The following is a 26887-nucleotide window of genomic DNA, read 5'->3' as shown; positions in this document are numbered from 1 at the left end:
GCTTAGAGGTAGCCCCAGAGATGGGGCTAGATACTTGTGAGTGCTAGAGCTTTGGCCTATATTTGCGTTTGGGTAAGTGCCTGTCTTGACGGGGTTAGCCCTATGGGCGGTGCGCCCATTACCTTCTATAATTATTCTTAATCAAACATCAGGTAATACTATGACTACCGAATGGAAAGATAGCTACGCCAGCAAGTGTGTAACAGCTGTAGAGGCCGTACGCCGTGGTGTCAAACATGGTGATCATATTGTGCTCGGTCACGCAGCGGCAGCCCCAGACAGCATTGTCAAGGCTCTGTACGATCTGCGTGAGGAATTCAAGGACCTCAAGACTTTTCATCTACTCTATCTAGGAGAGCCTTGGCACTTGATGCCGGAGATGAGCTCAACGGTCAAGCCCTACATTAACTTCCTCGACAAGAACTCTCGCATTGCCTACCGAGAGCACCGAGCAGACTTTATCCCTTGTCACTTCCACGAGGTGCCTACGCTCTTCACCTCGGGAGCTTTCCCCGTAGATGTAGCGATGATCCAGATCTCTCGCCCCAATGCCGAGGGCTACTGTTCGTTCGGTATTTCCAATGACTATACCAAGGCGGCTGCCAATCAGGCACGTGTGGTCATCGCAGAGGTCAATCGACAGATGCCTTTCATCGGAGGAGATAACCTGATACATATTGATGAATTGAGCTACATTGTCGAGGTCGATCGTCCGCTCATTGCTCTACCGCCCGCGACAATCGGAGAGGTAGAGCTCAAGATAGCTAGCTACTGCGCCGAGCTCGTCCAAGACGGCGATACCCTACAGCTTGGCATTGGTGCCATACCAGATGCCGTACTTCAGTGCCTCAAAGATCGCAAAGACCTCGGGATACATACCGAGATGTTTACCGATGGTGTGATGCATCTAGCTCGTTCGGGCCAAATCAATGGTGCACGCAAAACGCTTCATCCCGGCAAGATTGTTACGACGTTTGTGATGGGCTCTCAGGAGCTCTACGAGTTTCTCGACAACAATGATACGATCGAGATTTATCCCGTTAACTATACCAACGATCCATACGTCGTTGGGCAGAATGATAGGCTCATCTCGATCAACTCTTGTCTAGAGGTCGATCTGACGGGGCAGGTAGCCTCCGAGGCTATTGGCATCAATCAGTTTAGCGGTACGGGCGGCCAAGTAGATTTCTTGAGAGGTGCTAAGCGAAGTAAGGGCGGTTGCTCGATCCTTGCCTTCCGCTCCACTGCACAGAATGACACGATCTCTCGTATCGTCCCCATGTTTGGCGAAGGCTCTAACGTGACGGCTGGGCGCAACGAAGTAGACTACATCATCACGGAGTACGGTCGTGTTCGTCTGCGTGGTCTATCAATCCGGGAGCGAGCCGAGGCACTGGTGTCTGTTGCACACCCCAAGTTCCGTCCAATGCTAGAGGCTGCCATTCGCCAGAGGCTCTACGGCGAATAGATTTGCTTGGTTACGCACGCTCAGTCGTGCCCGCATAAAGTATTCCCCGACGAGGAGCAGGCCCTGCTCCTCGTCGGGGAATACTTTATGTCCGTGTGTCGAAGCTCGCAGCTTGTCTACTCTCGCCAGAAGGGAGCGAGCCTCATACGCCTCCACATCGTACGATCCTCCTCTTGCAGACCTAGCTCATCGAGCTTGACGCACTCGTAGCGGTCGTTTAGGTAGACACGAGGCCCTACGCTGAGCTCTGGGCGAAGTAGAGAGAGGCTATCGGAGCGATATGATGTGCGCACGCCTGCCATATCTAGCAGAGTATGGAAGGTTACGTTGGAAGACACGGGCTTAAACGCATTACCCCTTGCGCTCTCTACCCGCTCAGGAAAGTGCTGCTTGTACGCCGGGGAAGCCCAGAAGAGCGCAGGGATATGCAGCTGATAGTAGGAGAGGGACGGAGAGGAGTGCAAGATGCGCTCTCGCTCATCGTCGTAGACGTCCTCGCCGTGGTCGCTGATGTAGAAGAGTGCCGTAGAGGCATTAGTCTTAGCCTCTAGCTTTGTCATCAGACTATCGAGCAGCAGATCCGTCAGACGGATTGCGTTGTCGTAGCCATTGATCAGCCGCTTCCGCTCGCCGACTGAGGCTCGCTCGGCTTGGTCATCGAGGAAGTGAGCTTGCATACGTGGGTAGCGATCCTTGTAGCTGAAGTGTGCGCCGTAGCTATGCAGTACGATGAATAGCTTGCGATGCCCTGCCGCAAGGGCCCGATCGACATACGGAAGCATATCTGTATCATAGATCGGCTGACGATCTAGGAGCGAAACACCCTCGTACAGCTCCTGCTTGATGCGGTGGTGCTGATTGGCTTGCATGGCGAAGAAATCCACAAAACTCCTATTCTCTGGCTGATTACTCAGATAGATCGTATAGAACCCAGCCTCTCGCATCGCTGTGAGTAGTCCTTTGACCTTGGGTAGATCCTCTGCGTGGAGGGCGTCGGCAGGCGAGAGTAATATAGGGACACTCTTGTAAGTGGTGTTGGACTGTGTGATGACGTCCGTGAAAACACTCATTTGCTCTCGACGTCGCATGAGTCTTGGGTTCGTAGCCCTTGGGTAGCCGTAGAGCTCCCAACTGTATGCTCTGGAGGTTTCTCCCAGTACGAAGATGTAGATCTCCTCTAGGTCGCCAGAGCGTTCGCTCGTAGCGTTGTAGCTAAAGTCTGCCGATGTTTGCTCGTAGCTAGCCACTTCTTGTAGCTTGCCTAGGGCAATGCGCATATTGTTGAAGACGCTCAGTGGATAAACCTCGTTGCGGAGCTTGTAGCCCTCCAGCTCTGGCGAGCGGCGAAAGGCAAGTATAATCATCACTGTGGCAATGATGAGCCCCGAGGCCGTCAGTACACGCCTAGTTTTGAGCGATAGCTCACTGCGCATCTTGATCGACCTAATGGCCAAAGCAGTGGCAAGACCATAGACCGAGAGCACCCCTGCGATTGGGAGGATAATGCCCGAGAGGAGTTCGCCAGCTTCGTCACTATTGGAAGTAAAGAGGTTGAGGATCATATCCACGGCGATGACACTCCCCGAGAATATGGTCAGTAGGACAAGTTGAAAGGCATTGATCAAGATAAGCGGAATAGTCCACATTAACCCTCGCCCTGGCTTTTTGAAGATAGCGAAGAAGACCATATAGATACCTAGAGGCAGGAAGAGATTGATGATCGACTGTGGATAAGGACTAGAGGAGGTCCAGTAAAGTACTACATTGGGCAGAAGTAGTGCCCAAACGAAGCACACATAGTAGAAACGCTGATCGAGCGTGCGTAAGCGGCGCTTGAGTATTTGGAGCAAGTTCACAGAATATACTTGAGTTAGTCGTGGTGATAGGGCTCACCACGAAGAATAGTCATGGCACGATAGATCTGCTCTACGGCGAAGAGGCGTACCATTTGGTGCGAGAAGGTCATACGGCTTAGGGTAATCTGTTCGTTGGCCCGTGCATAAACGTCGGGGGAGAACCCATAGGGTCCTCCTATGACGAAGACCATACGCCGCTCTACCGAAACCATTCGCTCCTCAAGATGCTGTGCAAAGTCCACACTAGTGTAGGCTTTGCCTCGCTCATCGAGCAGGACAAGGCGGTCGGTTGGCTCAATCTGCTTGAGTAGCTCCCGGCCCTCCTGCTCTTTTTGTAGCTGAGGTGTAGTCTTGGCCGAGCGCTTGACGTCGGGCAAGACCTTTAGGTCGAATGGGAGGTAATGCCCAATCCGACCAACGTAGACTTGGATCAGCTCGTCTAGAGCTCTACTGTCTGTCTTGCCGATGACCAGCAATGTGATGCGCATGAAATGCTATCGTTGAAACAAAAAATAGCTAGGCGGCGTGTCTTAGCATAGCACTTGACGTATGCCGACACACCGCCTAGCCTTTGATCTATCTCGTATCTAAGACGAGCCCAAACTAAAATGGCAGATCGTCTGCGGCGGCTGGTGCTGCTCCGAGGCCAGAGGCTGGCATCGTGGGAGCAGATCCGAGCGGATCGAAGCCCTGTGGCTGTGGTGCTGCGTAGCCGGCAGGTGTGGGGGCTGGTGCTACCTGCTGCTGTGGTGCAGATAGAGATACTAGCCCACGATCTACACGCCAAGCACGCACCTCTGTGTACCAGCGACCGTTAAATTCACGGCTCTCGATGTCGATCTGTACCGTTACGTCCTCGCCGACTTGTAGGCCGATGCGGTCAATGTTGTCGCCCCATAGATTGAAACAAATCTTCTTGGGGTACTGACCATCGAGTGTCTCGAGTACATAGTCCTGCTTCTTCCACTCCTTGCCAGAGGCCTTGCCTACTCCACTCTGCAGAGGCAGTACGTGGATGATCTTACCTTGTATTTCCATAATTTTTTATCCCCTTTGCGTTGGGTTATCTATCGTTATATATTGTATTAAGTCTGATTATTTGCCCGAGCGGAACCCAATGATGCGGCGAACTTCCTCGATCGTCTTGGCGGCATGCTCACGAGCTCGCTCTGCTCCTTGACGAGCGATGCGGCGCAGCTGATCTTGGTCTGCGCTAAACTCAGCGATGCGCTCACGGATAGGCGCAGCGTAGGCGTTAATATCGGCCGCAAGCTGCTTCTTCATATCGCCGTAGCGAATGGAGCAGTTGTTGTATAGCTCATCGAAGTGCTGGTAAACCTCTGGCGTAGACACAATCTCCATGAAAGTAAATAGATTTTGTATCACGTCTGGCTTCTCGCTATTGGGCTCGGTGGGGCCCGAGTCCGTTACGGCTTTCATCACCTTCTTACTGATGGTTTTCTCGTCGTCCATCAAGTAGATGCAGTTGCCGTCGCTCTTGCCCATCTTACCAGAGCCATCTAGCCCCGGTACTTTGACGGCCTTGCCTGCTAGAGAGTAGCTCTGTGGCTCTGCGAAGTAGTCTACCCCATAGATCGTATTGAAGCGTCGAGCGAACTTACGTGCCATCTCCATATTCTGCTCTTGGTCCTTGCCTACTGGTACCTTCACTCCTTTGTGTAGTAGGATATCGGCTGCCATAAGTGCAGGGTAGGTCAATAGTCCCGCATTGACGTTGTCGGGCTGCTGACGAGCCTTCTCTTTGAAGCTCGTCGTGCGCTCTAGCTCGCCCAGATAGGCATTCATATTGAGGTATAGATAGAGCTCCAGCACCTCGGGTACATCACTCTGTATATAGATCGTTGCTTGCTCTGGGTCTAGACCACAGGCCAGATACTCTGCTAGGATTGTATAAGCATTGCGCACGATGTTGTCGGGGTGCGGATGCGTCGTCAAGGAGTGCCAGTCTGCGATGAAGAAACGACAGTCATACTCTCTCTGCATCTGGACGAATGCGCGTACAGCCCCGAAGTAGTTGCCCAAGTGCAAGTTGCCAGTGGGGCGAATACCGCTAACTACTATTTCCATTTAGTCTTGTCTACTCTTGTAATCTCTGTTTATTAGCTTACGAAGATAGTGGTTAATCCTCATTCCTGCAAAATGAAAGTATTGTTTTACAGACGGATAAACGAGGGTGTAACTTCCATCAATCAGCCATATATCAAACTATTGCCCCCTCCCTAGAAGCGGATAGATGTCATAGACAAGGCGGTGCGTCGAGGTTTGTACACCCACGCACCGCCTTGTCTTATATTCATCTTAGGCGTATCTAGCCGAAAGCTAGCTTAGCGGATCGAGAGCTTACTTACGTGCTTGCCTACTTTGAGCAGGTAGATGCCCTTGGCAAGTGTAGATACGTCTACACGAGCATCTGCCGAGAGCTTGCGCTCTAGTACGAGGCGACCAGATAGGTCGAGCAGCTGTACGGTAGCCCCTGCCTCAACACCTGAGAGCTCTACATAGCTCACAGCAGGATTGGGGTGTAGAGTGAAGGCCGTAGCCGCCACATCGCTCACTGAGGTCTTGTGCTTGACTACCACTACGATCTCTGGCTCTTTGGTCACCACGAACTTGTATGGTGCCTTGAGGGCTACGCCATCTACCTTGACCTCAGCCACCTTGTAGTCTGTCGCTGGCTCTACAATCAGCTCTAGCTCTGTGCCGAATAGTACTGCCTTGAGGTTGGGGTTGCCCTTGATCGACAGAGTAGCATGCTCAACCTCTGGGAGCTTGACCTCGAACTTAATCTCTACTCCCTCGTAGGGCTTAGGCTCTGCTCCACCATTCCTGTCGAGCACCTTCCAGCCCTTTGCCTTGGCTTCTGCCACTGTGATAGGGCTGAGGCGTTGGTACTCTCTATTGTTGGTGCCGTCTACAACGACTAGCTTGCCCTCTTTCTCTCTCTGAGCCTCGGAGAGGGTGGGGAGCTGGCTGACCAAATGTGCCATAGCGTGGGGAGATAGTTTGTTCCCAGCGATGTGCAAGCCAAGGAGTTTTTGGTTGTTCGCTATGTCTAGCCAAGTGAGCTTGCTGATGTTCTCGCATACGAGATAGGCTAGCTCGGTGTTTTTGCTCAGATCGAGAGCCGAGAGCGCCGCATTGCCAGATATACGTAGCTCCTTGAGCTTGGTGTTTGCACTTAGGTCAATGCTTGTGAGCTTGTTGAAGTTCAGGTCTAGGCTCTCCAAGTTTTTGAGCTGGCTGACGTCCAGCTTAGTAAACATATTGCCCGGTGCTACAAGAAAGCGTAGGTTGGGGCTCTTGGAGAAGTCGATCGTTTCGAGGGCGTTGTCTTGGCAGCCTAGGTACTCTAAGTTGAGAGTCTGAGTAGAGATCTCGAGTGAGGTTACATCATTCTCCGAGCAGTCTAGCTCGTCTACTCGACCCACAATCTTGATTTCTTTACCTGTAAGCGTGTAAGTCTTGCGGTCGTGCCAGCCTCTACCGCTCTCGAAAGGCTCTTTGACACCCTCGATCTTCACATCGGGCGCCCCTTTGATGCCTAGCGAAATCGTTTCGCCAGATTCTTTATCCACAACTATCTTGATGACAGGCTGGTCTTGTGCTAGGGCAGCAAGGGGGAAAATCAATCCTAATAGGAGGCAAAGCATGGCAGCTCTGCTCATAAATTTTAGATGTTTCATCGTTAAGTTTATTAATGATACACTTTGCGAATAGATGATTCGCACACTACATTCGGCAAAGTTGCGGATTTTATGTATAAAACCCTTGCATTTTGTTGATTTTACCTAGACAATACACTCAAAAACACGGCATAAGCAATGTTTGAATATCTCTATCTAGCCCCCACCTAGCCCCATCTGTGGGAGACAAGCTAAAAGGGGCTAGATTTATATTTTAGCTCAAATTCCAGAATGTTGATGAGAGAAATGCTTTGAAGATGGGCGAAAAACGGCAGATCGCGTATTTGGCCTCTAGGAGGCTCTACACTGCGTTTACCTTCAATTTGGCACTTAGTCCCAGCTGAATGAAAACAACCGCTTAAAACGTCTAATTTGTATTGGTTTAATAATGAGCTGGATAAAATGGAGTTTGCTCCGATTTAATCTAAGTCAAGCTCCGATTTCAGAATTTCTCTGCACTAATCTTTTCGGATGTGTGTACACATCGCATCGGATTAGTCCTACAATCCAAGAAAAACGCTTAGAGTTTTTTCGCGAAGGCGAACCAATCGCCCTAGAAGTAGTTCGCCATTCGTCCCAATTTGACGCCAATTCGTTTACATCATTTAACGAAAAGCGCGAAAAGCTGATTGCCATGTTTTCCGTTTTTCATCGTAGCATGTGGTGTAGCCTATCGGGAGGAATTGAGCATAGGAGGATAGAATTTCCAAGCTATACCCCATTAGGCTAGTATCCCCAATAGAGAGCTCGCTCTAAGTCTAGGTAAAATGCTTACACATAGTATCTAGAGCGTTGATTCGAAGAGAAATATTATGTACATTTGCATCAGATCTATTTGGTTGTACTCGGTTTCATCTTGCCAATCTATTAGAACTACTATGAATAGGCGATGGAGGTGTAGAGAAGCCAGAGTATTCTTGATCCCTTGATTTAAGTTAGATAATTGGATAAGAACGATGAAAGCGAAGTATTTAATGATTGCCATGTTTGCGATCTTTGCTGGCATTATCTATGGAGTTTCTAGAAGCCCCTAGTCAGCAGAAGGTTAAGCTACGCTTCGTGATAACCTTTGACGATGGTACTACCCTCTAGCGTACCGAAGTACTGGAGATACGAGAGAAATCCTAATAGCACCCGAGTAGCTCCCCTTTGAGGCTTTATAGTAGTACCTTAGCTCTTTAAGCGACAACGTCGCGTATGGCGTGGTCGATCAACGGGGTACAGTAATCCCTATGCCGAACTCACATTAAAATGAATATGTTTGCTCGAAGTTGTATGAATAACCCTCCGCTAAACCCAATTAATTAAATGGCTATGAACACTATAAAACAATGCCTTAATACCCATATAAGGAACATAAACAGCAGCTTACTTGTAGGTCTACTACTATTGCTCTCTCTACCACTAGGGGCTCAAGTTGACGAAGATGTAGTCATCACGATGAAGACAAACAAGGCCATCGGGGATACTATTGTTATGGAGTTTGCTGATGATTCCAAAACATTTCGACTAGAAGGAGCAACACTTATTGAGAAGAGGGAAGCCTTTTTTCTCAAAATGTTCTATAAGGTAACCAGCCCTACACTTAAGCTCTTTGGTGATATTGGGCTCTTGATGGTTCCTCGCTGTGGGCTCACCGAGATAGACCTCGGCAAGCATACTCGTTTCGGCTATATCGACTGCTCCAACAATCAACTCAAGCGACTTGACCTCTCTAATGTTACGCTAGGCTCACTATACTGCGAAAACAACCAATTGGAGGAGCTCGATCTTAGCAAAAGCCCCAATCTGCAGATGCTAACATGCCAAAATAACAAACTCAGAGAAATAGATTTAAGTAACAAGCCTAAGCTATCCGAGGTAGATTGTTCGGGTAATGCTCTAGAACGCCTCGAGCTCTCTGGTTCCAACTTAGAGAGACTAAACTGTGAAAACAATAATATTCGAAGTCTTGACCTTCGATCCTGCGATAATCTTACCAGACTATACTGTAGAGGCAATGACCTTGGCGAAATAGACCTGAGTCATTCCCCTGAGTGTAGAACATTAGATTGCTCAATCAATAAGTTGACAGACATACGGGTAAGCGATCGAACTTCGTTTGTGTTCCTATCGCTACACAGCAACCGACTAAAAGACTCTTCCCTAAAAAGGTTAGTAAGCTCCCTGAGGGATGTAACGCCAAACACACCATTCGTCTGTATCGACAAAAAGAACCTCAATGAGGGAAACGAAGTAAGCCAAGAAATCGTTGATCTGGCTACCGAAAAAGGATTCTCTGTCAGAGACTATAACGGAGGTATTGGGGAAGACGGGAAAGTGAGTAATAAAGGCGTTGTCTATATCCATCCGGAGGGAATATCCCAGCCTAGGCTCTCAAGAGATGATCTGCACTTATACCCCAACCCAGCTTACACCTATGTCAATATAGTAGGCGCACACCATGGAGAGCCACTAAGACTCTACACACTAGATGGCAAATTGGTGCGACAACAGATCCTGCAAGGGGAAGACGATTCCCTCGATCTTAGTAAACTCGAGCGAGGCATATACATCCTCCTAGTAGGACCGAGGGCAAAACGAATTACGCTCAAATGAGCTTGATTATTTTTATCCACAAGTAGTCTTACGTGAGTTCGGCGTAAGCCTAAGCTCTTTTTAGATTATTGACTACGTGCTCTAAGTCTAGTGAAGGCTTCTTCTCCAAGGATTGGTAAGCAATGAGTCCTGCAAGTAGATTGGAGCAAAAGTTGTGTATGGTACGATGTCTGGTATGTTCGATTGGGCAATGTTCTTGAGTTGGTCGTTACCCGATTCAATCAAGGCACGTTTACGCAGAAGAACCTTGTCATGCAGATGCATCAAGGGGTTCTTCATATTGCGTTTGCGCTTGGTAATCATATGAATATCATCAACAAACAGTCGTTCAAATAGATCCTGTGAGATGTATCCTCTGTCAGCCACGAGTTTACCAAAGAGCTTGTTTGTAAAGGCATCACTCTTCAAAGGTTCTCTATCATCTGTAGCTCCATGGGTGATTCTAAAAGTGATGATTTCCCCTCTGTCATTAATCACGAGATGTAGCTTAAACCCATAAAACCAGCCCAGCGTAGTCAACTACACAATATATTTCTACTAACTTTGCCTTATCCATAGGATGGGAGTATTTGGTTATCTGTTTGACTTACAACTTAAAGATACTAAATATCTCCCATTCTTACAGTAGATAAACCACTGAGAATCAAGAAAAACTACTGAATCCTTACTCCATTTCTTATACCGAACTCACGTTAAATCGGATTGATGCCCCATATATGCTCCCATTGAGTCATTGCCCTCGAGGGCTCGGCCAGTGGCTATTTGGGGCGAATAGGGTTCTGTGTTTATCTTTGTCGTAGAAATAATTAGATAATAGAAATAGAAAAATGGCATTACAATGCGGCATCGTAGGTCTACCCAATGTGGGTAAATCTACGCTTTTCAACTGCCTATCAAACGCTAAGGCGCAGTCTGCTAACTTCCCCTTCTGTACAATCGAGCCCAACGTAGGGGTAATCACTGTGCCCGATGAGCGTCTCAATAAATTAGCCGAAATCATCAATCCCCAGCGCATCGTCCCTACCACAGTGGAGATTGTAGATATTGCGGGTCTAGTCAAAGGAGCTAGCAAGGGCGAGGGGCTAGGGAATAAGTTCCTCGCCAATATCCGCGAGACTGATGCGATACTGCATGTATTGCGCTGCTTCGATGACGACAACATCACCCACGTAGATGGCTCGGTAGACCCCGTGCGTGATAAGGGGATCATTGATACGGAGCTACAGCTCAAGGATCTGGAAACGGTAGAGGCACGCATACAGAAAGTAGCCAAGCAGGCGCAGACAGGTGGCGACAAGGTGGCCAAGCAGACCTATGAGGTGCTCCTCCGCTACAAGGCTGCCCTCGAGCAGGGGCTCAATGCCCGTACGGTAACTTTCGACACCAAAGACGAGCAGAAGATCGCCAAGGAGTTGTATTTGCTCACGAGCAAGCCTGTGCTCTATGTGTGCAACGTTGATGAGGCGAGTGCCGTGTCGGGCAATAAGTATGTGGAAGCCGTGCGTGAGGCGATCAAGGGTGAGTCTGCCGATATCTTGGTTGTAGCGGCTAAAATCGAGAGCGAGATTGCCGAGCTAGAGACCTACGAGGAGCGTCAGATGTTCCTCGGCGAGATTGGCCTAGAGGAGAGTGGTGTGGCACGTCTTATCAAGGCTGCTTATAGTTTGCTCGGCTTGCAGACCTACTTCACCGCTGGGGTGCAGGAGGTCCGTGCTTGGACGTACACCAAGGGGAGCAAGGCTCCTCAGTGTGCAGGCGTCATTCATACCGACTTTGAGAAGGGCTTCATTCGTGCTGAGGTTATCAAGTTCGACGACTTCATTCACTATGGCGGCGAAACAGCAGTCAAGGAAGCTGGTAAAATGGCTGTCGAGGGCAAGGAATACGTGGTGCAGGACGGCGACATCATGCACTTCCGCTTCAACGTCTAGGCGGTTCTATCGAATTCAATAACGAACAAAAGAGGGGCTGTAGCAAAATCAAACTTGCTACAGCCCCATTTATTATCGCAATGATTATATCCCTTGGATAAACGATTCAATACATTTCAAAGCTGGGCAGTGCATATATCTGACGTTTGGCGGAATAGATGTACCTTTGTGTTTTAATCACAAATGTTGCATCATATCCAAATGAAGGAAGTTACATTGCATGGTCGGCAGTTTGAGCTCTATATCACGGCCGAGGAAATCAATAAAGCGGTTGTGGCTCTAGGGCATAGGCTCAAAGAGGACTTTAAGGGCAAGAACCCGCTGTTTGTCTGCGTTATGAACGGGGCGTTTATGTTTGCCTCCGAGCTGATGTATGCCATCGACGAAGACTTTGAAGTAGCCTTCGCACGCTACTCGAGCTATGAGGGTACGCAGAGCACCATGAAGCTCAAAGAGATTATGCCTGTAGCACCTGAGCGCATTAAGGGGCGTATCGTCGTCATTGTGGAGGACCTGATTGACACAGGCTATACGATGCAGTGCGTGCGCGACCTCTACCTTACCCAAGGTGCTCAAGAGGTGCATATTGCGTCGATGCTCAGCAAGCCTGCTGCGCTCAAGTGTGATGTACATGCCCAGTATGTAGCCATGGAGATTGACCCTAAGTTCATCGTAGGGCACGGCTTAGACTACGACGATTATGGCCGTATGTACAAGGATATCTATCAACTCAAGGACTAAACTGTAAAATATAATACATTAAGTATGCTAAATCTTATCATCTTTGGAGCTCCCGGCTCTGGCAAAGGCACTCAGAGCGAAGTGCTCATCGAGAAGTATGGATTTGACCATGTGTCTACTGGGGATCTGCTGCGTGCGGCTATCAAGGCGCAGACCGAGCTAGGTCAGGCGGCCAAGGGCTATATAGATGCTGGTCAGTTAGTACCAGACGAGCTCATCATCGGTCTAATCGAGCGCGTGCTTGAGGAGCGTAAGCCCAAGATAGGCCTTATCCTCGACGGCTTTCCTCGTACAGTGCCACAGGCAGAGGCTCTCGACGGTCTGCTGGCTAAGTACCAGACTGCTGTGCATGCCGTGCTAGACCTACAGGTAGACGAAGACGAATTGGTGCAGCGTCTGCTTAAGCGTGGGCAGGAGAGTGGCCGTAGTGATGACAATCTAGAAACGATACAGAAGCGTCTATCGGTCTATCATGCCCAGACTGCCCCTCTGGCTGAGTATTACGCCAAGAAGGGAGTTCACTATGCCCTAGAGGGTATGGGCGCTATCTCCGATATCACAGCACGTATCTCGGCTGTGGTAGATAGCCTCAAGTAAACATCAAACCAAAACAATGGCAGAATCAAATTTTGTCGATTATGTCAAGATCTACTGCCGCTCGGGTAAGGGCGGCAGAGGATCTTCGCATTTCCGACGAGAGAAATATATCCCCAAGGGTGGCCCAGACGGTGGCGACGGAGGACGTGGCGGACACGTCTACATCCGTGCCAATGGTAACTACTGGACGCTCCTGCACTTGCGCTACGAGCGACACATCATGGCTACGGCAGGGCAGGGTGGTAGTGGTAAACGATCCACTGGTGCCGACGGCGAGGACCGCACCATCGAGGTGCCCGTAGGGACGGTAGTCTACGATGCCGAGACGGGCGAGTTCATTATGGACCTCAACAGGGACGGTCAGGTGGAGATGCTCCTCAAGGGTGGGCGTGGAGGTAAGGGTAATACCCACTTCAAGACCGCTACGAACCAAGCCCCTCGCTATGCACAGCCGGGCGAGCCTGCTCAGGAGCGTACCGTTATCCTCCAGCTCAAGATGCTCGCCGATGTAGGGCTTGTGGGGCTACCTAATGCTGGTAAGTCTACGTTGCTCTCTGTGCTGACGGCAGCCAAGCCCAAGATTGCCAACTATCCCTTTACTACTCTTGAGCCCAATCTGGGCATGGTGCAGTATCGCGACAATCGCTCTTTCGTGATGGCGGATATACCGGGGATTATCGAGGGGGCGTCCGAAGGCAAGGGTTTGGGACTCCGCTTCCTGCGCCATATCGAGCGCAATGCTCTACTGCTATTTATGATTCCTGCCGATACGGAGCATATCGCTCAGGAGTATCAGCTTCTGCTGAGCGAACTTACCAAATACAATGCCGAGCTTGCCGACAAACGTAAGGTACTCGCCATTACCAAGTGTGACCTCATCGATCAAGAGCTGCAAGAGCTACTACGTGCCGAGCTCCCTGAGGGGCTACCTGTGATTTTCATTTCTGCGGTGGCACACATGGGGCTCGTTGAACTCAAGGACCTACTCTGGAAAGAGCTCAACCGAGAAACCAAACACCAAGTAGAGAGCATAGTCCACAAGGCTATGGACATCAAGAGCCTAGAGTGGGACGATGACTGGGACGATGCCCCAGAGATTGAGGAAGACGAAGAGTATGACGAGGAAGACTGGGGGGAGGACACGGATATTGAGATTGACTGGGACGAAGAACCATAGTAGAGGCAGAGCGGAGTTTATGAGGTTGGTCGTGTGGGGTACTATGGTCGCTGGGGTGACTAGGTTCAGGCTTATAGGTCTGACTGCTCTATTGACTTGTATATGTGCTGGCACGAGTATGGCACAGAGTAGCGACCTGACGATCACACCGCTGAGCGATATTGCCAGACTAGAGCACAACCCAGCCTATTTCCCCAAGCAGAGGCGGATAATCCTCGGGGTAAATCTAGGTCAGGACGTGCGTATGAAGGATAAACCCCTCTCTTCTGTTGGTCGCCTTACTTGGGGGCATAGTGGTCTGCTAGATCTCCCGGACTACGAGCGTAGAGGCGTAGCACTGTCCTTTGGTAGGCCTACACGTTGGGGATTTTTGACTATTCTTGGTGGGTACAGCTCTTTGGGTTATGCGCATCTAGATGCGCCTTTGAGAGATTTTGCCCGTTTGCCGATAGGGTGTCTTGTGGGACGCTCCCTCGTGAGCGAGGGCGTACGGCTACGACAGACGGACTATCTCTATGCCTCGGCGGGTTGGTCATTCGACGAGCTTCTTGAGTATCGTCGCCTTAGACTGGGTCTTAGGCTGCGTGTGATGATGGGGCTACGGCACTTCGAGCGGGATATGGGGCGCTTCAACCTCAAGGCCTCCCCCAAGGGCGACGTAGTTGATGCCAATATCGACTATGAGTTCCTTAGAGCTGGGTTTATTTATTACGGCGAGCGAGAGTACCGCAAGGTAAGTATCGCCGAGTATTATGGTCAGCAAACCTCGGTAGGGCTGGCTTATGGGCTAGCTGCCGAGCTAGGCTTTGAGTATGACCTTAGCAATCAGCTCACGCTATCGGGGACTATCACGGATCTTGGTGGAATTCATTGGGAGCGTGCCTTGCGAGGTCGGACAGGTGCCGACCCCAAAGTAGAGGCCAATGATAAGCAACTTGCCCAGAAGCCCAAGACGAAGGATATGCCAGAGGGACCCAAGAACATCTCCGATATTCTCTATCAGGTAGACGAGGTGGTGGGTAAGAATGTACAGACCCAAGACGCCTATTCGGGCGGTACTAATACATGGTTGGCTCCTCGTGGTCATGTCGCTCTGGAGTATCGTCCTATTAAGGCATTCAAGCTCTCGGGCTTGGTTGGAGCATCTGAGTACGACTACAAGCATTACGCTTGGGAGGCTGCACTAGCGGCTACATGGCAACCTAGCCACTACTTTGGGTGCAACCTCGCCTTTTTTTCGCATCATCACTCACGTGCTAATATTGGCCTTGGGCTCACAGGCGGTCTTGAGCAGTTGCTTCTCTCTGTGTCTATTGCCAAGGGATTTTCATCGGGCCGTTTGGGCGATCGGTATATACAGCTAGGGATGCAATTGAACTTCTGATGCATCATCTTAATGATGCCTAAAAACAATAGCTCTATGAAAACGAAGTGGTCTATTTGGTTTGTTGTGCTGGCGTTGCTTCCCAGCCTCTCGGCCTATGCCCAGAGCAATTCCTTCACAATGCTTGGCTCCCTCAACGACTTTGCAGCCCTAGATCTCAATGCCTCGCACATCCCCGATCGAGGTACGGTACTGGTAGGTTTGGGTTCGAGTATAGACGTCCGCTCTCAGGGTGGTATACTCAGCCCAGAGCTTTCTCCTTTTTGGGGTCGTTCAAACTCTTTGGTGCTAGATCGCCCCGATGTGAAGTCTGGTAAGATAGGCTTGGATCTAGGAGTGAACACCAAGTGGGGTTTCTTCTCGTACCAGCTCTCGTTCAACTGGATTGGAGAATATACGGCAGATCCTGCGATCAGAACCTTGATACAGACCAATCCTACTCAGCTTGCAGGTAAGCACATACAGACTGGAGGATTGGGGGAATATTTCCTTGGCTACCAAGAACATGCTATGGGGTTCTCTACCGATAGACTATTGTCGAGCCGACGGCTCAAGGTCGGGGCTAGATTCAAGCTGCTTCATGGCTTCGACTATCGAGATAGTAAGCCCGAATACCTGACCCTTGGCTTCGATGTCAAGGGAGGACTCTCCGAAGCCTCTCTACGCTACACCGCCGTGCGTACTGGAGCAACGGGAGGGTTTGTTCCCGGTGATCCCAAACAAGGAGAAGCTGCAGACAGATATTATCGCATGGAGGGAATGCCCGGAGGACGCTCTACAGGTTGGGGGATTGACCTCGGTGTGGAGTACGAGCTAACCCGTGATCTTAGTTTTGGCCTTGCTCTCAATGATCTCGGATTCCTCGTTTGGGATAGAGCCGTAGAGGTGGAGGCTAATTGGCCCAAGGAGTCGCCCTACCACTTCGTCAATAACTCTCGTTGGGGAGAGTCAAAGCCTAACGACTCTCACGTAGACAAGGCACTTCTCCGCTTGAAGCAGATAGATGACTTGCTAGACAATGATCTTATCCTCAAACGGCATATCTCATCATTGCGCACATGGCTCTCTGCTCATTTCTACCTCACCTCGACCTACAAGCCTATGCATTGGCTACAGTTCAAAGCACTTGCCGGAGCATCTCTCTATCGTAGTAAGGCAAACTGGGAGGGTGCATTGGGACTCGTCTTACAGCCAACCAAATGGTTAGGGATCACGGTGACTTATTCTTCTGTCCCATTTGCTAGAGGCGAATTCGGGGCAGGGGTAGTGTTTGGGAAATATCTGCAGGTCGCATTTGGGCTCGACGGGCTTGGAAATAGCAAGCACAGTGTACGAAGCTATATCGGAGTACATGTGCGTATCTGATCGTTGTAACTAAATAATCATGCTGAGCGAACAGCTAAAGACATATCTGATAGAGTTTCTTGTGGGCGTCGAGGTCGATGCTCAGACAGTCCGAGCTGGTTGCATCACGGATAGACAGTTGGCACGTGCCAACCTGATTGGCTATACTCGCAATCCTAGGGAGATGACTCGCTACAAGCTAGTCATCTATCCCTCGGATTTTTTCGACTTCGGGGTCTATGGCACAGAGCAAGCTCAGCCTATCTTACCCTTACAGGACTGGAGGGGTATCCCTCTGCTCTTTGGAGAGGCCCGAGAGGAGTGGATCAACGAGGGCAAGACGCTTGTAGTATATGCCGATGTCTTAGCCTCTACCTACTATCTCACTAGCCGATATGAAGAGATGTATCGCCGAGGAGAGCGGGATCAACATGGGCGTTTCCCCGGCAAGTCCTCTCTTCCTTACCGAGCAGGCTTTATCCATCGTCCTATTGTAGACGAATACGGAGAGGTTCTCAGGGCGATACTGCTAGAGCACGATATGCTCTCTAGCCGAGGACTATCGCTTTGCGCTCGTCCGTCCTTCTTCAGTAAGATCAACCTTACGCACGATGTTGATCAGCCCTACCTCTATCGAGGAGTGTGGAGCTACTTGAGGGCTGTGCTCAAAGATGGGCGTAATCCCTTCACCGCTTTCGGACTGTGCTTTGGGCACCCTAAAAACGATGAGTTCAATACCTTCAGTAAGTTCATCGCATGGAATAAGCAGCTTATTCGCAGGACGCCCGAGGGTATGACGGATATGATTTTCTTCCTCAAGACCCCTGCCGACCATAAGCTCGACAAACCGAACTATCGGTTGCGCCGACCCTATATGCGTACCCTGCTTGCACAGATGAGGCGAGCTGGGGCTCGGTTAGGCTTGCACTGTAGCTATGCCTCTGGGCTGATGCCTCAGCTCATCGCTGAGCAGAGGCAGTATCTGCAGAAGCAACTAGGTATGACGATCCATAAGTCTAGGCATCACTTCTTGGCGTTGCGTGAACCGGAAGACATGTTGCTCCTCTATAGTGCTGGCATTAGGCACGACTACACGATGGGTTATGCCGACGTGGCAGGGTTTCGTTTAGGGACGTGTCGCCCAGTTAAGTTTATTAATCCCAATACACGTAGCCTCACAGAGCTTGTGCTACACCCCTTGACGATGATGGACGTAACCCTCTCAAGGCAGGACTATATGGGGCTCAGCCTACAAGAGGCCGAGAGCTACGCCGAGGGATTGATTAGACAAGTGGCTCACTACAACGGCGAGCTCAATCTGCTTTGGCACAATGAGCAGTTTAGCCCTACGGTACATTCGTGGCAGACTTCCCTATATAGATATCTATTAGGTGTCATCGAGGATATAGAGCATGAAGATCTGCAGTGCAGAGATCCCGAGGCTGTAGAGCTGGCCAAGCATCTTAGTTCGTGTGGTGGTACCGAAATACATCTTTAGTTTGGCATGAAGAGAGTCCTAATTCTTTGCGATCTCTACCCCCCTGCCTTCGCTCCCCGTGTGGCTTATCTGACGCAGTACTTGCGCTCCTTCGGTTGGCAACCGGTGGTTTTCACAGAGCAGGTTGGTACCCATCAGCTTTTTGCCGACTTCCCAATTCCTTGCCCTGTCTATCGAGTGTGTTTACGCCCTGAGCGAGGTTGGGAGCGTTCGTTGGCTTTTGCCTTGGAGGTCGTGGCTGAGTACAAGGAGCGGAGCTTTGCCCGTACTATCGCAGCTTACATGCAGGAGCACGGACTCGCTCGCCCCGATGCCATTCTTTGTATGGCCTATCGCAAGTTCCCGCTCCGCACAGCGCAGACGCTGGCTCGGCTCTGGGGGGTGTCTTGGCTAGCCGATTGCAGAGATTTGGTGGAGCAGTATAGCGATGGCGATTTTTTGCCTAGACCTATCCGCTTGGGCTCCCTTCGCCTACGTTGGCTGGAGCGCTTACTAGCTAAGCGATTTATTGAGCTGCGTAACCGAGCGTTTGCATCGGCTAAGGGTGTAATTACAGTTTCTCAGTGGCATCGTAGCCTTCTTAGCCAAGTGCATTCGTCGGTTTCTATTATATATAATGGTTACGACCACAAACTCTTTGCTCCGAGCTATCCGCCTCAGACGACTTTTCGGATTGTTTTTACGGGGCGATTGCTTAGCCTTGCTATGAGGGATCCGTCGCTATTGCTCGAAGCATTGGCCTCCGAAGAGCTACGATCAATCCCCTTGTCAGTAGACTTCTACACCGACGACTACTCGGCCGAGTTGCTTCGCTCACTACCTCTTTTCGTCGCCGATCCTCGTTGTCATATTCATGCTATGGTTCCCTCACGGCAGGTGCCTAGTCTATTGGCTGAAGCCAGTATCATTCTTTTACTCGGCAATGCTGAGAATGGGTCCGATGGCCCCAACGGAATGGTTTCAACTAAGCTCTTCGAGGCCTTGGCGATGCAGAAGCCGACATTGCTTCTCCCCGATAGCTCGGGCGAGGCAGCGCAGATCCTTGTGCGCTCTGGCTGTGGCTTAGCCTCGGGAGAGAGAGGAGAAATCATTAACTTCGTCCTACAGCACTACACTGAGTGGGTGCAGATGGGCTTCACTGCAGCACGTCATGCTGACGACCAGTACATACAGCAGTTTAGCCGCAGGCGTGAGGCTCAGCAGTTTGCTGGGCTACTAGATCAGATCACAGAATGAACGAAACGAATATATTCCGCCCACTTAGATGGGCTAAACCCTCCAACTATCCCTATAGCCTTATTGCTGGCCCATGTAGTGCCGAGAGCGAAGAACAAGTATTGCAGACGGCTCGAGCATTGGCAGGGCAGGGCGTAACGGTTTTTAGGGCTAGTCTATGGAAACCTCGTACTCGCCCCGGCGGATTCGAAGGTGTTAGCGAAGCAGGTATCCCATGGCTCGAGCGTGTGCGTGACGAGTTGGGGCTTCAGGTCGCCACAGAGGTTGCTACACCTCGCCACATAGACTTGATGCAGCGTGCCGGCTTCGATACTTTTTGGATTGGTGCACGCACGACGTCTAGCCCGTTCGCTATTACGGAGCTGGCGGAGGCTCTCAGTGGCCGAGAGGTTACAGTGCTGGTAAAGAATCCAATCAACCCCGATATTGAGCTCTGGGAGGGCGCATTGCTTCGCCTCAAAGGTGCTGGCGTTGACAACGTCGGTGCGATACATCGTGGGTTCAGTACCTATGGTGAGGCCAAGTATCGCAATACGCCTCTGTGGCAAATCCCCATAGAGCTCAAGCGTCGTCACCCCGAGCTGACCCTACTGGCCGACCCTAGCCACATAGGCGGACGCAGAGATCTGATTGAGCCTCTCTCTCGAGAAGCGATAGAGCTACACTACGACGGGCTGATCATCGAGACGCATTGTGCCCCAGATTTGGCACTCAGCGATGTTGCCCAGCAGGTAACGCCCGAGCGACTTAGGGAGATTCTAGGCGAGATCTCTATGCCAGAGGCCGACGAAGCGGGGGCCGAGGGGCTACGTGTCTGGCGAGCGGAGATAGATCGTCTAGACAATGCTCTGCTTGATCTCTTGGCCAAACGTATGAGCCTCGTCAAAGAAATTGGAGCCTACAAGGACAAAAATAATCTCTGTATTCTCCAGCCTAGTCGCTACCGAGAGCTGATGGCTCAGAGAGCAACCCTAGGACAGGAGCTAGGCCTTGATGAGGTTCTAGTACACGATCTCTTCAGCCTGATTCACGAAACTTCTATTCATCTACAGCAACAGAAGCGATGACACTACGGGCGAATGGGATACATTGGATGGTGCTTACCATTGGGAGCAATACGGATGCGCCGCGACACGTTGCATACGTAGAGCGTGCCCTAGGCGAGCACTTCTCTGTTTGTAAGGCTACCCAGCCAGTACAGACAGCGCCGATAGATTTTCCCTATGCCTCGGCAGACTTTACCAACATCGTCCTCTTGGCCAAGACTACACTGAGCCAAAACGAGGTCTACACGATCCTCAAACAGCTCGAAACTGACTGCGGGCGAACCCCACAGAGTAGGCAGACTCACCCAGAGCTCGTTCCGATGGATCTTGATTTGATTGTCTGGGACGGAGAGGTCTGTAAGCCTCGAGATCTGACGCGTCCATACGTACAGAGCGGTCTAGCTGCTCTGGGCGTAGAGATCACTGACGAACATTGAACAATGAAGAATCAACTTAGACAAGGCGTGTACAGGAGCTACTTGCTGCCAATTCTAGCCCTCTGCGTCCTCCTGCCCTTGGAGCTTATGGGGCAGAGCCGTGGCGCAACGCTACACTATATCTCGCTCCCTGCGACCACCAAGACGATGGCATTGGGCGGAGTGACAACGACTATTGTGGCCAACGATGTGGCGTTAGCACTAGAGAGCCCTGCGTTATTCGGCCTCGAACAGAACGGACAGCTCTCCCTCTCCTATATGAACTATCTAGGGAATGCGAACCTAGGTACAGCTTTCTACGGCCGGGCACTCGGGGAGCGTGGAGCTTGGGGGGTTGGAGCTCGGTTTATCGACTATGGTAGCCAAGAGGAGCGCAGCCTGCAAGGGGCTTACTTGGGCACATTCCGCCCCCGTGATGTGATGCTCCAAACCTCCTACAGCTACGAGCTGACCGAGCACCTCAGAGCTGGCATCTCGCTCAAGGGGACTTATAGCTCGATCCTCGAATATACCGCTTGGGGGCTTGGGACTGATCTTGGCCTGAATTACTTCAGCGAAAACAAAGAACGCTCTGTGGGTATATCGCTTGTCAATGTCGGTACGCAGTTTCGTCCCCTTGGTCTTGGCTCTCAAGAGGCGATGCCTTGGGATATTCGTGTGGGCTACTCACAGAAGTTTGCCCACGCGCCCTTTCAGGTCCATCTGACGGCATACAGCCTGCGCCCCAAGCATACGGGCGAGTTTACCCCTACGCTAGGGCGTACTGGTCGTATCCTGCGGCACCTTGCCCTAGGTGTCGAATACATTCCTAGCAATCATTTTTGGCTTGCTCTGGGCTATAATCCTCGCATTGCCCAAGACTATCGTGAGCTGAGAGGCGCTAAGCTCTCTGGGCTCTCGGCTGGCGTTGGGATCAATCGGGCAGGCTATCGTGTCGCTGTGTCTGCAGTAGCTTACGATAGCTCCTTCTGGGGCTTCATGGCGACTTTCAGTACCGACTTCGGTTTGGTCGATCGCCTCTAACTTATCCACCCATTTCTTTTTACTGATTAGGTCTATGATACATCCAAGTGCCGTCGTAGAGCAGGGAGCTGTGGTCGCCGACGATGCGATCATTTGGCACTTCTGCCACATTATGCCACAGACGGAGATTGGCTCGGGTTGTAGCCTCGGGCAGAATGTCGTGATGATGCCGGGTTCTCGGCTCGGGCGAGGTTGCCGTGTGCAGAACAATGTATCGCTCTACACGGGGGTTGTCTGTCAGGACGATGTGTTTCTCGGTCCAAGCTGTGTCTTCACCAATGTGATCAATCCCCGTGCCTTCATTAGTCGAAAGCACGAATACAAATCAACTCTCGTGCAGCAGGGAGCGAGCATCGGGGCGAATGCGACGATCGTCTGTGGTGTGACCATTGGGGCCTATGCTATGGTTGGTGCGGGAGCCGTCGTAACTAGAGATGTGGCAGACTATGCCCTAGTCTATGGTTCGCCCGCTCGACAGCATGGCTGGGTGAGCCGCCTTGGGCATCGCCTTGAGCTAGATCCTGTAACCAAAGAAGGCACTTGCCCCGAGAGTGGCGAGCGCTACCGCCTAGACCCACAGACCTCTAGGCTGATGCCCATGAGAGAAGACTAAGCTACCTATGACAATGTCGCAAGATACCTACTACACCATAGAGGCTGAGGCTGAGGGCCTGTACAGCCAGATGCGCAGCAAGTTTATCGCCTACGTGATACCTATCGAGAGCGAAGAAGAGGCTTTGGCCGAAGTGGCTCGTGTGAGGGCTAAGTACTATGATGCTCGGCACGTCTGCTGGGCATATCGTTTGGGACCCGATGGCGCACGCTATCGCTCCAACGACGACGGAGAACCCTCGGGTACCGCTGGCAAGCCTATTCTCGGTCAGTTGATCTCTGCCGACTTGACCAACATCCTTGCCCTCGTGGTACGCTACTTCGGGGGTATTAAGCTCGGGACTAGTGGGCTGATTGAGGCCTATCGTGAGGCGACTGTAGCCGCTCTAGCTGAGGCGACACGGCGTACCTGCATCATTGAGCGCCCTCTAAGTGCTAGCTTCGGCTACGAACTGATGGGCGAGGTGATGAGAGCCGTCAAGGAGAGTGGAGCGAAGGTGCTGCTGCAAGACTTCCGAGAGAGCTGCCGTCTAGAGCTAAGCCTTAGGGCAGACGATGCGCCAGCACTATTCGATCGTCTAGGCCGGCTCTATGGGGTACAGGTTCAGTGGTTAGATCAAGACGATACAGCATAGATAGAGCCTAGAACAAGGCTGTTTTTTTATTTCATAATACCTCCCCGATGCCCGAGTGATCTGCATGATTTGTTGGGAGTCGAAAGTGCAAAAAGTGACTAAATCTTGAGATTTGGTCACTTTTTGTTTTTACCTTTGGCTTATTGGTTTCGTAAATATTTCATTAATGACTACACTATGAACAGAAAGTTACTCAAGATCTGTGGCACCTTTGTGCTTACAGTCCTATTGGGCCTCTCGGCCCTCGCCCAAGGCCAACCCGAGCATCGTGTGACGCTGAGCGTTGCGCCTGATACCAAGCAGATCAAGTTCATCGTACGCCTTACCGATGGTACTCAGGCCGCCAAGGTTTTCTTTGGAGAAGGAGAAGACAATAGCCCCATTGCCTACAAGCCCGATGGCGACAGTGGTATGACGATTGCCTATACCTTCAAGAAGCCTAGCACCGAGGAGCGCCAGATCGTTCTCGATGCTTCCGAGCTGCTGACCCTACGTATGACCAAGGCCACCAAGCAGATCAACGGAATAGTTGAGGTGATAGCTCCACGGCTGGAGCATCTTTTTGGCGACCATACGTCCCTAGAGGAACATTCCTCGCTCGATCTCTCTAGAGCCCCACGCCTCAAGTCGCTCAGCATGACCTACACGGGGCTGGAGCATGTGGTATTGCCCAAGACCAATACATTGACCTCGGTAGCTATCTCGCCTACGCTGGTGGAGAAAACCTTCCTCAAGAGTATCAATGTAGAGGCTGCTCCCAAGCTCACTCAGCTCGCTATCGGCAACCATGCACTGCCCGATACACTCGACCTGCGCAACAACAAGGAGCTGCGTGTCCTAGGTGTGGCTGCTGGTCTAGATAAGGGGGATAAGAAGCGCAAGAAGCTGCGTGCGATCCTAGGCATCAAAGATTTAACCCTCGAGCGATTCTACGGGCAAAACAATGAGCTAGGTTTCGATCAACTCCCCAATAGACCCGAGGAAGTGCCCCTAGAGCAATTTATCTACAGCAATCAGCGCAACTATCTACTCAACCGCCAGTATATCCAAGGCCTCACGGTCAATCTGGCGCACCTCTACAAGGCTAAGGGGATACAAGCAGGTATCTCGCTGACCAACTTCGAGTGGGTAATGGGTGTCGAGAAGGGAGAGAAAACGGAATACATTCCTATCCCCGAGGATAAGATTAAGCATAAGGATGGTGTCTTTACTTTCGACGAGTCTATCCTCATCGACGGCAAGCGTAAGGTCTACTTCCGTATGTGGAATAGCGGCTACCCCGGCATCGGGCGGTACATCACCAAGGATAAGAAGTACAATAATAAGCTCGTTTCCTATGCTTTTACTCTCGAGAAGAAGACCTCGCACGTTGTCCTCTCTACGGGCGTCAAGGCTGGAGCACCAATCAGCCTGCGCCTTGTCTCTCGCAGTGGTAAGGCGATGATCAAAGTAGGAGCCGAGCAGCGAGAGTACGAGGTGAGTACAGACCTGCAGCAGGCGACTCCTCTGACCCTAAGATCGACAGAGGAGCATCCCGTGGTAGAGCTAGACGGAGAGCTAAGGTTGCTAGCTTGCTCGGATATCAGCCTAAAAAGTCTGGATCTGAGCAAGGCCAAATCGCTACAAGTTCTCGACTGCTCCCGCACAGGTCTAGAGAGCCTAGACGCATCGGCCTGCGAAGACCTAGTCTACCTCTATGCCATGGAGAACGAGCTAGAGGCCGTTACCCTAGGCAAGCTACCCAAGCTACGAGAGCTCAATCTCTCATTCAATAGTCTAACCTCGATCGACTTCTCTGGCTTGCCTCTCTTGACGAACCTAACCTACGATAAAAATAAGGTCAAGCAGGCCGATTTCTCCCACAACCCCGAGCTGAGCCAGCTCTACTGCAAAGCCAATGGCATCGAGAGTCTTAACCTCAAGGGGCTGACTAAGCTCACAGCTCTATCCTGCGAGAGTAATAAGATCAAGGAGCTAGACCTCACGCCTTGCCCTAAGCTCGAGAAGCTCTATTGTAAGGGCAATAAGCTCACGGCGCTTGACCTCAAAGCTAATCCCGCTCTTGTGGAGATCAACGCCTCGGCCAATGAAATCAAGTCGCTTGATCTAAACGGGCTTGCCGAGCTTAAGGAACTCTACTGCTGGACGAACCAAATCGACAAGCTAGACCTCACGCCTTGTAAGAAGCTAGAGGTCGTTAGCGCTGGCGATAACAAACTTACAGAGATTAAGGCTACGGCTTTGCCTATGCTTGGTTCTTTGGCTTTGAGTTTCAATCAGCTCTCTGCGCTCTCGGTAGAGGGTTGTGCCTCTCTGGAGGGAATTGATGTCTCGTTCAATAAGCTCTCACTAGCGGCGGCAGATGCTTTCATTGCTTCTCTACCTATGCGTTCGGCCGATGAGTCTGGGGTTGTAATCTACTACAATAAGCAGGAATTCCCCGATGAGCAAGATCAGAATCAAATTACCCCCGAGCTGGCCTCTAAGGCTAGGGCGAAGCATTGGGTTATGCAAGATGGCGAGGAGCCGCTGCCTCTAGGCTTGCAGGAGGTTGTGCAGCAGAGGCTGAGAGCCTTCCCAACCGTGGCTACCGATCGATTGGAGATTAGAGGAGCCTATACTCGTGGTGCTCTCTATCGCTTCGATGGGGTAGAGGTTGCTCGCCTCGTGGGTGAGCAGACGGCGTGGAGTGTTAGCCATCTGCCAGAGGGTAGCTATCTATTGCGTCTGTGGCTCCCCGATGGCTCGGTCGAAATATTCCGTATAGAGATCCGCCATTAGGGCTATTCCAACACTGTTATAAGTCGAAGGGGCTGTGGTAAAATCAAATTTGCCACAGCCCCTTTGGTCGTTTAATCGACAAGTGAGTGATTAAGATGTAGCGACGCTACGTGCTGCGTCGTCGCCTCTCGGGAGGAGCTCATTAGTATAGCCCTTTTTCCTGTATAGGGGGTAATAGTGCTGCTTGGGTCTGTTGATGTTGGTCTGAGCCAAAGCCCCAAGATTTATATTTCAGCTCAAATTTCAGAATGTTGGTGGGTAAATGCTCAGCTGACAGGTCAAGAAATAGCAGACCTCGTATTTGCCCTCTAGAAGGTGCTATACGGTGCGCGCCTCCGCTTGGGGGCTTAGGCCTACATGAGCGGAAATACCCCTCTTAAACGGCCTGTTCGTAATTGTTTGATTTCTAGATTTGTATGTTCGTGTTCTGAAGTGCTTGATCCATCTGTAGCTTATGTTGTGGTATTTCTTCCCATCAATCTTGCTGGATTGTAGGACACTTCTTGACGGGCTAGTCCATCAATCCCAATAAATCTTCCCACCGATTTTGCCCAGAGGGTCTGTCGCTTTGCCTCAACGAGTCCATGATTGGGGTTGTATGTACCCTTGTTTGTTTGCAAATATTAACGAATAAGTTGCATTTTGGTATCTTCTGTTGCTGGAAGATTGCTGTCGGATCGGGGCGCCTTGCGGCATACTTGTGCCAACATTTGTGGTGAGGTTCTGCTAATTTGATAGATTTGTGTTACTTTTATCCTCGTGCTGTTTGTTGCAAGTCAAAGTTGAATAAGAAATAAAGTAAGATACTCTAATGATTAA

Annotated in this window: 21 protein-coding genes and 1 pseudogene; 16 read left to right on the top strand and 6 right to left on the bottom strand. The window is 50.9% G+C overall.

The features are described from left to right. Nucleotides 1-160 precede the first annotated feature (160 nt). On the top strand, nt 161-1468 hold the full coding sequence (locus HQ48_RS04585) for an acetyl-CoA hydrolase/transferase family protein (protein WP_044231875.1): 1308 nt from the start codon (nt 161-163) through the stop codon (nt 1466-1468). 116 nt (nt 1469-1584) lie between these two features. On the opposite strand, the gene HQ48_RS04580 is transcribed toward HQ48_RS04585, so the two are convergent. From HQ48_RS04580 to HQ48_RS04560, 5 genes are all read right to left on the bottom strand, one after another. Then, complete coding sequence (locus tag HQ48_RS04580; protein WP_052408963.1) at nt 1585-3324, bottom strand: phosphoethanolamine transferase; 1740 nt, start codon at nt 3322-3324, stop codon at nt 1585-1587. A gap of 14 nt (nt 3325-3338) precedes the next feature. Beyond that, complete coding sequence (rlmH, locus tag HQ48_RS04575) at nt 3339-3812, bottom strand: 23S rRNA (pseudouridine(1915)-N(3))-methyltransferase RlmH (RefSeq protein ID WP_044231871.1); 474 nt, start codon at nt 3810-3812, stop codon at nt 3339-3341. 115 nt (nt 3813-3927) lie between these two features. Then, nucleotides 3928-4362 carry a DUF3127 domain-containing protein gene (locus HQ48_RS04570; RefSeq protein WP_044231870.1) on the bottom strand — a complete coding sequence of 145 codons (435 nt, stop codon included), beginning with the start codon at nt 4360-4362 and terminating at the stop codon, nt 3928-3930. Nucleotides 4363-4419: 57 nt separating this feature from the next. Further along, nucleotides 4420-5412 carry a tryptophan--tRNA ligase gene (gene trpS / locus HQ48_RS04565; RefSeq protein ID WP_044231869.1) on the bottom strand — a complete coding sequence of 331 codons (993 nt, stop codon included), beginning with the start codon at nt 5410-5412 and terminating at the stop codon, nt 4420-4422. Between the two features lie 257 nt (nt 5413-5669). After that, the gene (locus HQ48_RS04560) at nt 5670-7028 is read right to left on the bottom strand and encodes a leucine-rich repeat domain-containing protein (protein ID WP_081969722.1); all 1359 of its coding nucleotides are present in this window, start codon (nt 7026-7028) and stop codon (nt 5670-5672) included. Between the two features lie 1440 nt (nt 7029-8468). On the opposite strand from HQ48_RS04560, the gene HQ48_RS04550 reads away from it, so the two are divergent. Then, on the top strand, nt 8469-9626 hold the full coding sequence (locus tag HQ48_RS04550) for a T9SS type A sorting domain-containing protein (RefSeq protein WP_160225918.1): 1158 nt from the start codon (nt 8469-8471) through the stop codon (nt 9624-9626). A gap of 49 nt (nt 9627-9675) precedes the next feature. Here HQ48_RS04550 and HQ48_RS04545 read toward each other — a convergent pair. After that, nucleotides 9676-10142, bottom strand: a pseudogene (locus HQ48_RS04545) (IS982 family transposase); the annotation flags it as partial. Between the two features lie 311 nt (nt 10143-10453). Between HQ48_RS04545 and ychF the strand changes: the two are divergent. From ychF to HQ48_RS04475, 14 genes are all read left to right on the top strand, one after another. Next, nucleotides 10454-11557: a redox-regulated ATPase YchF gene (gene ychF, locus HQ48_RS04540; protein WP_044231863.1), complete on the top strand. Its 1104-nt coding sequence runs from the start codon at nt 10454-10456 to the stop codon at nt 11555-11557. 201 nt (nt 11558-11758) lie between these two features. Next, nucleotides 11759-12298, top strand: coding sequence for a phosphoribosyltransferase (locus HQ48_RS04535; protein WP_044186349.1), 540 nt, complete (start codon nt 11759-11761; stop codon nt 12296-12298). A gap of 24 nt (nt 12299-12322) precedes the next feature. Further along, on the top strand, nt 12323-12895 hold the full coding sequence (locus HQ48_RS04530; protein WP_044186350.1) for an adenylate kinase: 573 nt from the start codon (nt 12323-12325) through the stop codon (nt 12893-12895). Between the two features lie 16 nt (nt 12896-12911). Further along, the gene (gene obgE / locus HQ48_RS04525; protein ID WP_044231861.1) at nt 12912-14072 is read left to right on the top strand and encodes a GTPase ObgE; all 1161 of its coding nucleotides are present in this window, start codon (nt 12912-12914) and stop codon (nt 14070-14072) included. 118 nt (nt 14073-14190) lie between these two features. Next, a complete protein-coding gene (locus tag HQ48_RS04520; protein WP_044231860.1) occupies nt 14191-15456 on the top strand; it encodes a DUF5723 family protein in 1266 nt (421 codons plus the stop codon). Nucleotides 15457-15492: 36 nt separating this feature from the next. Beyond that, complete coding sequence (locus tag HQ48_RS04515; RefSeq protein WP_044231859.1) at nt 15493-16821, top strand: DUF5723 family protein; 1329 nt, start codon at nt 15493-15495, stop codon at nt 16819-16821. A gap of 19 nt (nt 16822-16840) precedes the next feature. Further along, nucleotides 16841-18298 (top strand): polysaccharide deacetylase family protein, encoded by a 1458-nt coding sequence (locus tag HQ48_RS04510; protein WP_235300193.1) that lies wholly within the window; start codon nt 16841-16843, stop codon nt 18296-18298. 6 nt (nt 18299-18304) lie between these two features. After that, complete coding sequence (locus HQ48_RS04505) at nt 18305-19534, top strand: glycosyltransferase (RefSeq protein WP_044231857.1); 1230 nt, start codon at nt 18305-18307, stop codon at nt 19532-19534. Next, entirely contained in the window at nt 19531-20601 is a 1071-nt protein-coding gene (locus HQ48_RS04500) for a bifunctional 3-deoxy-7-phosphoheptulonate synthase/chorismate mutase type II (protein ID WP_081964693.1), read from the top strand. Before HQ48_RS04505 ends, HQ48_RS04500 begins: the two co-directional genes overlap by 4 nt. Continuing rightward, nucleotides 20598-21017: a 2-amino-4-hydroxy-6-hydroxymethyldihydropteridine diphosphokinase gene (locus HQ48_RS04495; protein ID WP_044231856.1), complete on the top strand. Its 420-nt coding sequence runs from the start codon at nt 20598-20600 to the stop codon at nt 21015-21017. The genes HQ48_RS04500 and HQ48_RS04495 overlap by 4 nt, the downstream gene beginning before the upstream one ends. Before the next feature lie 3 nt (nt 21018-21020). Further along, the gene (porQ, locus tag HQ48_RS04490) at nt 21021-22040 is read left to right on the top strand and encodes a type IX secretion system protein PorQ (RefSeq protein WP_052408961.1); all 1020 of its coding nucleotides are present in this window, start codon (nt 21021-21023) and stop codon (nt 22038-22040) included. Nucleotides 22041-22074: 34 nt separating this feature from the next. Continuing rightward, nucleotides 22075-22653, top strand: a complete 579-nt coding sequence (locus tag HQ48_RS04485) for an acyltransferase (protein WP_044231854.1) — start codon at nt 22075-22077, stop codon at nt 22651-22653. A 13-nt stretch (nt 22654-22666) separates the two neighbouring features. Further along, nucleotides 22667-23287, top strand: coding sequence for a YigZ family protein (locus HQ48_RS04480; RefSeq protein WP_044231853.1), 621 nt, complete (start codon nt 22667-22669; stop codon nt 23285-23287). 177 nt (nt 23288-23464) lie between these two features. Then, complete coding sequence (locus tag HQ48_RS04475) at nt 23465-26068, top strand: leucine-rich repeat domain-containing protein (RefSeq protein WP_044231852.1); 2604 nt, start codon at nt 23465-23467, stop codon at nt 26066-26068. Nucleotides 26069-26887: the final 819 nt, after the last annotated feature.

The organism is Porphyromonas sp. COT-290 OH3588 (assembly GCF_000769075.1).
In the GTDB taxonomy this organism is placed as follows: domain Bacteria; phylum Bacteroidota; class Bacteroidia; order Bacteroidales; family Porphyromonadaceae; genus Porphyromonas.
Note: the sequence above shows the minus strand (reverse complement) of the source record. Positions and strands in the feature narration are given on the sequence as shown.

Coding starts and splice junctions, on each gene's coding strand:
- HQ48_RS04585 (WP_044231875.1), top strand. CDS start 161: ATGACTACCGAATGGAAAGATAGCTACGCCAGCAAGTGTGTAACAGCT.
- rlmH (WP_044231871.1), bottom strand. CDS start 3,812: ATGCGCATCACATTGCTGGTCATCGGCAAGACAGACAGTAGAGCTCTA.
- HQ48_RS04570 (WP_044231870.1), bottom strand. CDS start 4,362: ATGGAAATACAAGGTAAGATCATCCACGTACTGCCTCTGCAGAGTGGA.
- trpS (WP_044231869.1), bottom strand. CDS start 5,412: ATGGAAATAGTAGTTAGCGGTATTCGCCCCACTGGCAACTTGCACTTG.
- HQ48_RS04560 (WP_081969722.1), bottom strand. CDS start 7,028: ATGAAACATCTAAAATTTATGAGCAGAGCTGCCATGCTTTGCCTCCTA.
- HQ48_RS04550 (WP_160225918.1), top strand. CDS start 8,469: ATGAAGACAAACAAGGCCATCGGGGATACTATTGTTATGGAGTTTGCT.
- ychF (WP_044231863.1), top strand. CDS start 10,454: ATGGCATTACAATGCGGCATCGTAGGTCTACCCAATGTGGGTAAATCT.
- HQ48_RS04535 (WP_044186349.1), top strand. CDS start 11,759: ATGAAGGAAGTTACATTGCATGGTCGGCAGTTTGAGCTCTATATCACG.
- HQ48_RS04530 (WP_044186350.1), top strand. CDS start 12,323: ATGCTAAATCTTATCATCTTTGGAGCTCCCGGCTCTGGCAAAGGCACT.
- obgE (WP_044231861.1), top strand. CDS start 12,912: ATGGCAGAATCAAATTTTGTCGATTATGTCAAGATCTACTGCCGCTCG.
- HQ48_RS04520 (WP_044231860.1), top strand. CDS start 14,191: ATGGCACAGAGTAGCGACCTGACGATCACACCGCTGAGCGATATTGCC.
- HQ48_RS04515 (WP_044231859.1), top strand. CDS start 15,493: ATGAAAACGAAGTGGTCTATTTGGTTTGTTGTGCTGGCGTTGCTTCCC.
- HQ48_RS04510 (WP_235300193.1), top strand. CDS start 16,841: ATGCTGAGCGAACAGCTAAAGACATATCTGATAGAGTTTCTTGTGGGC.
- HQ48_RS04505 (WP_044231857.1), top strand. CDS start 18,305: ATGAAGAGAGTCCTAATTCTTTGCGATCTCTACCCCCCTGCCTTCGCT.
- HQ48_RS04500 (WP_081964693.1), top strand. CDS start 19,531: ATGAACGAAACGAATATATTCCGCCCACTTAGATGGGCTAAACCCTCC.
- HQ48_RS04495 (WP_044231856.1), top strand. CDS start 20,598: ATGACACTACGGGCGAATGGGATACATTGGATGGTGCTTACCATTGGG.
- porQ (WP_052408961.1), top strand. CDS start 21,021: ATGAAGAATCAACTTAGACAAGGCGTGTACAGGAGCTACTTGCTGCCA.
- HQ48_RS04485 (WP_044231854.1), top strand. CDS start 22,075: ATGATACATCCAAGTGCCGTCGTAGAGCAGGGAGCTGTGGTCGCCGAC.
- HQ48_RS04480 (WP_044231853.1), top strand. CDS start 22,667: ATGTCGCAAGATACCTACTACACCATAGAGGCTGAGGCTGAGGGCCTG.
- HQ48_RS04475 (WP_044231852.1), top strand. CDS start 23,465: ATGAACAGAAAGTTACTCAAGATCTGTGGCACCTTTGTGCTTACAGTC.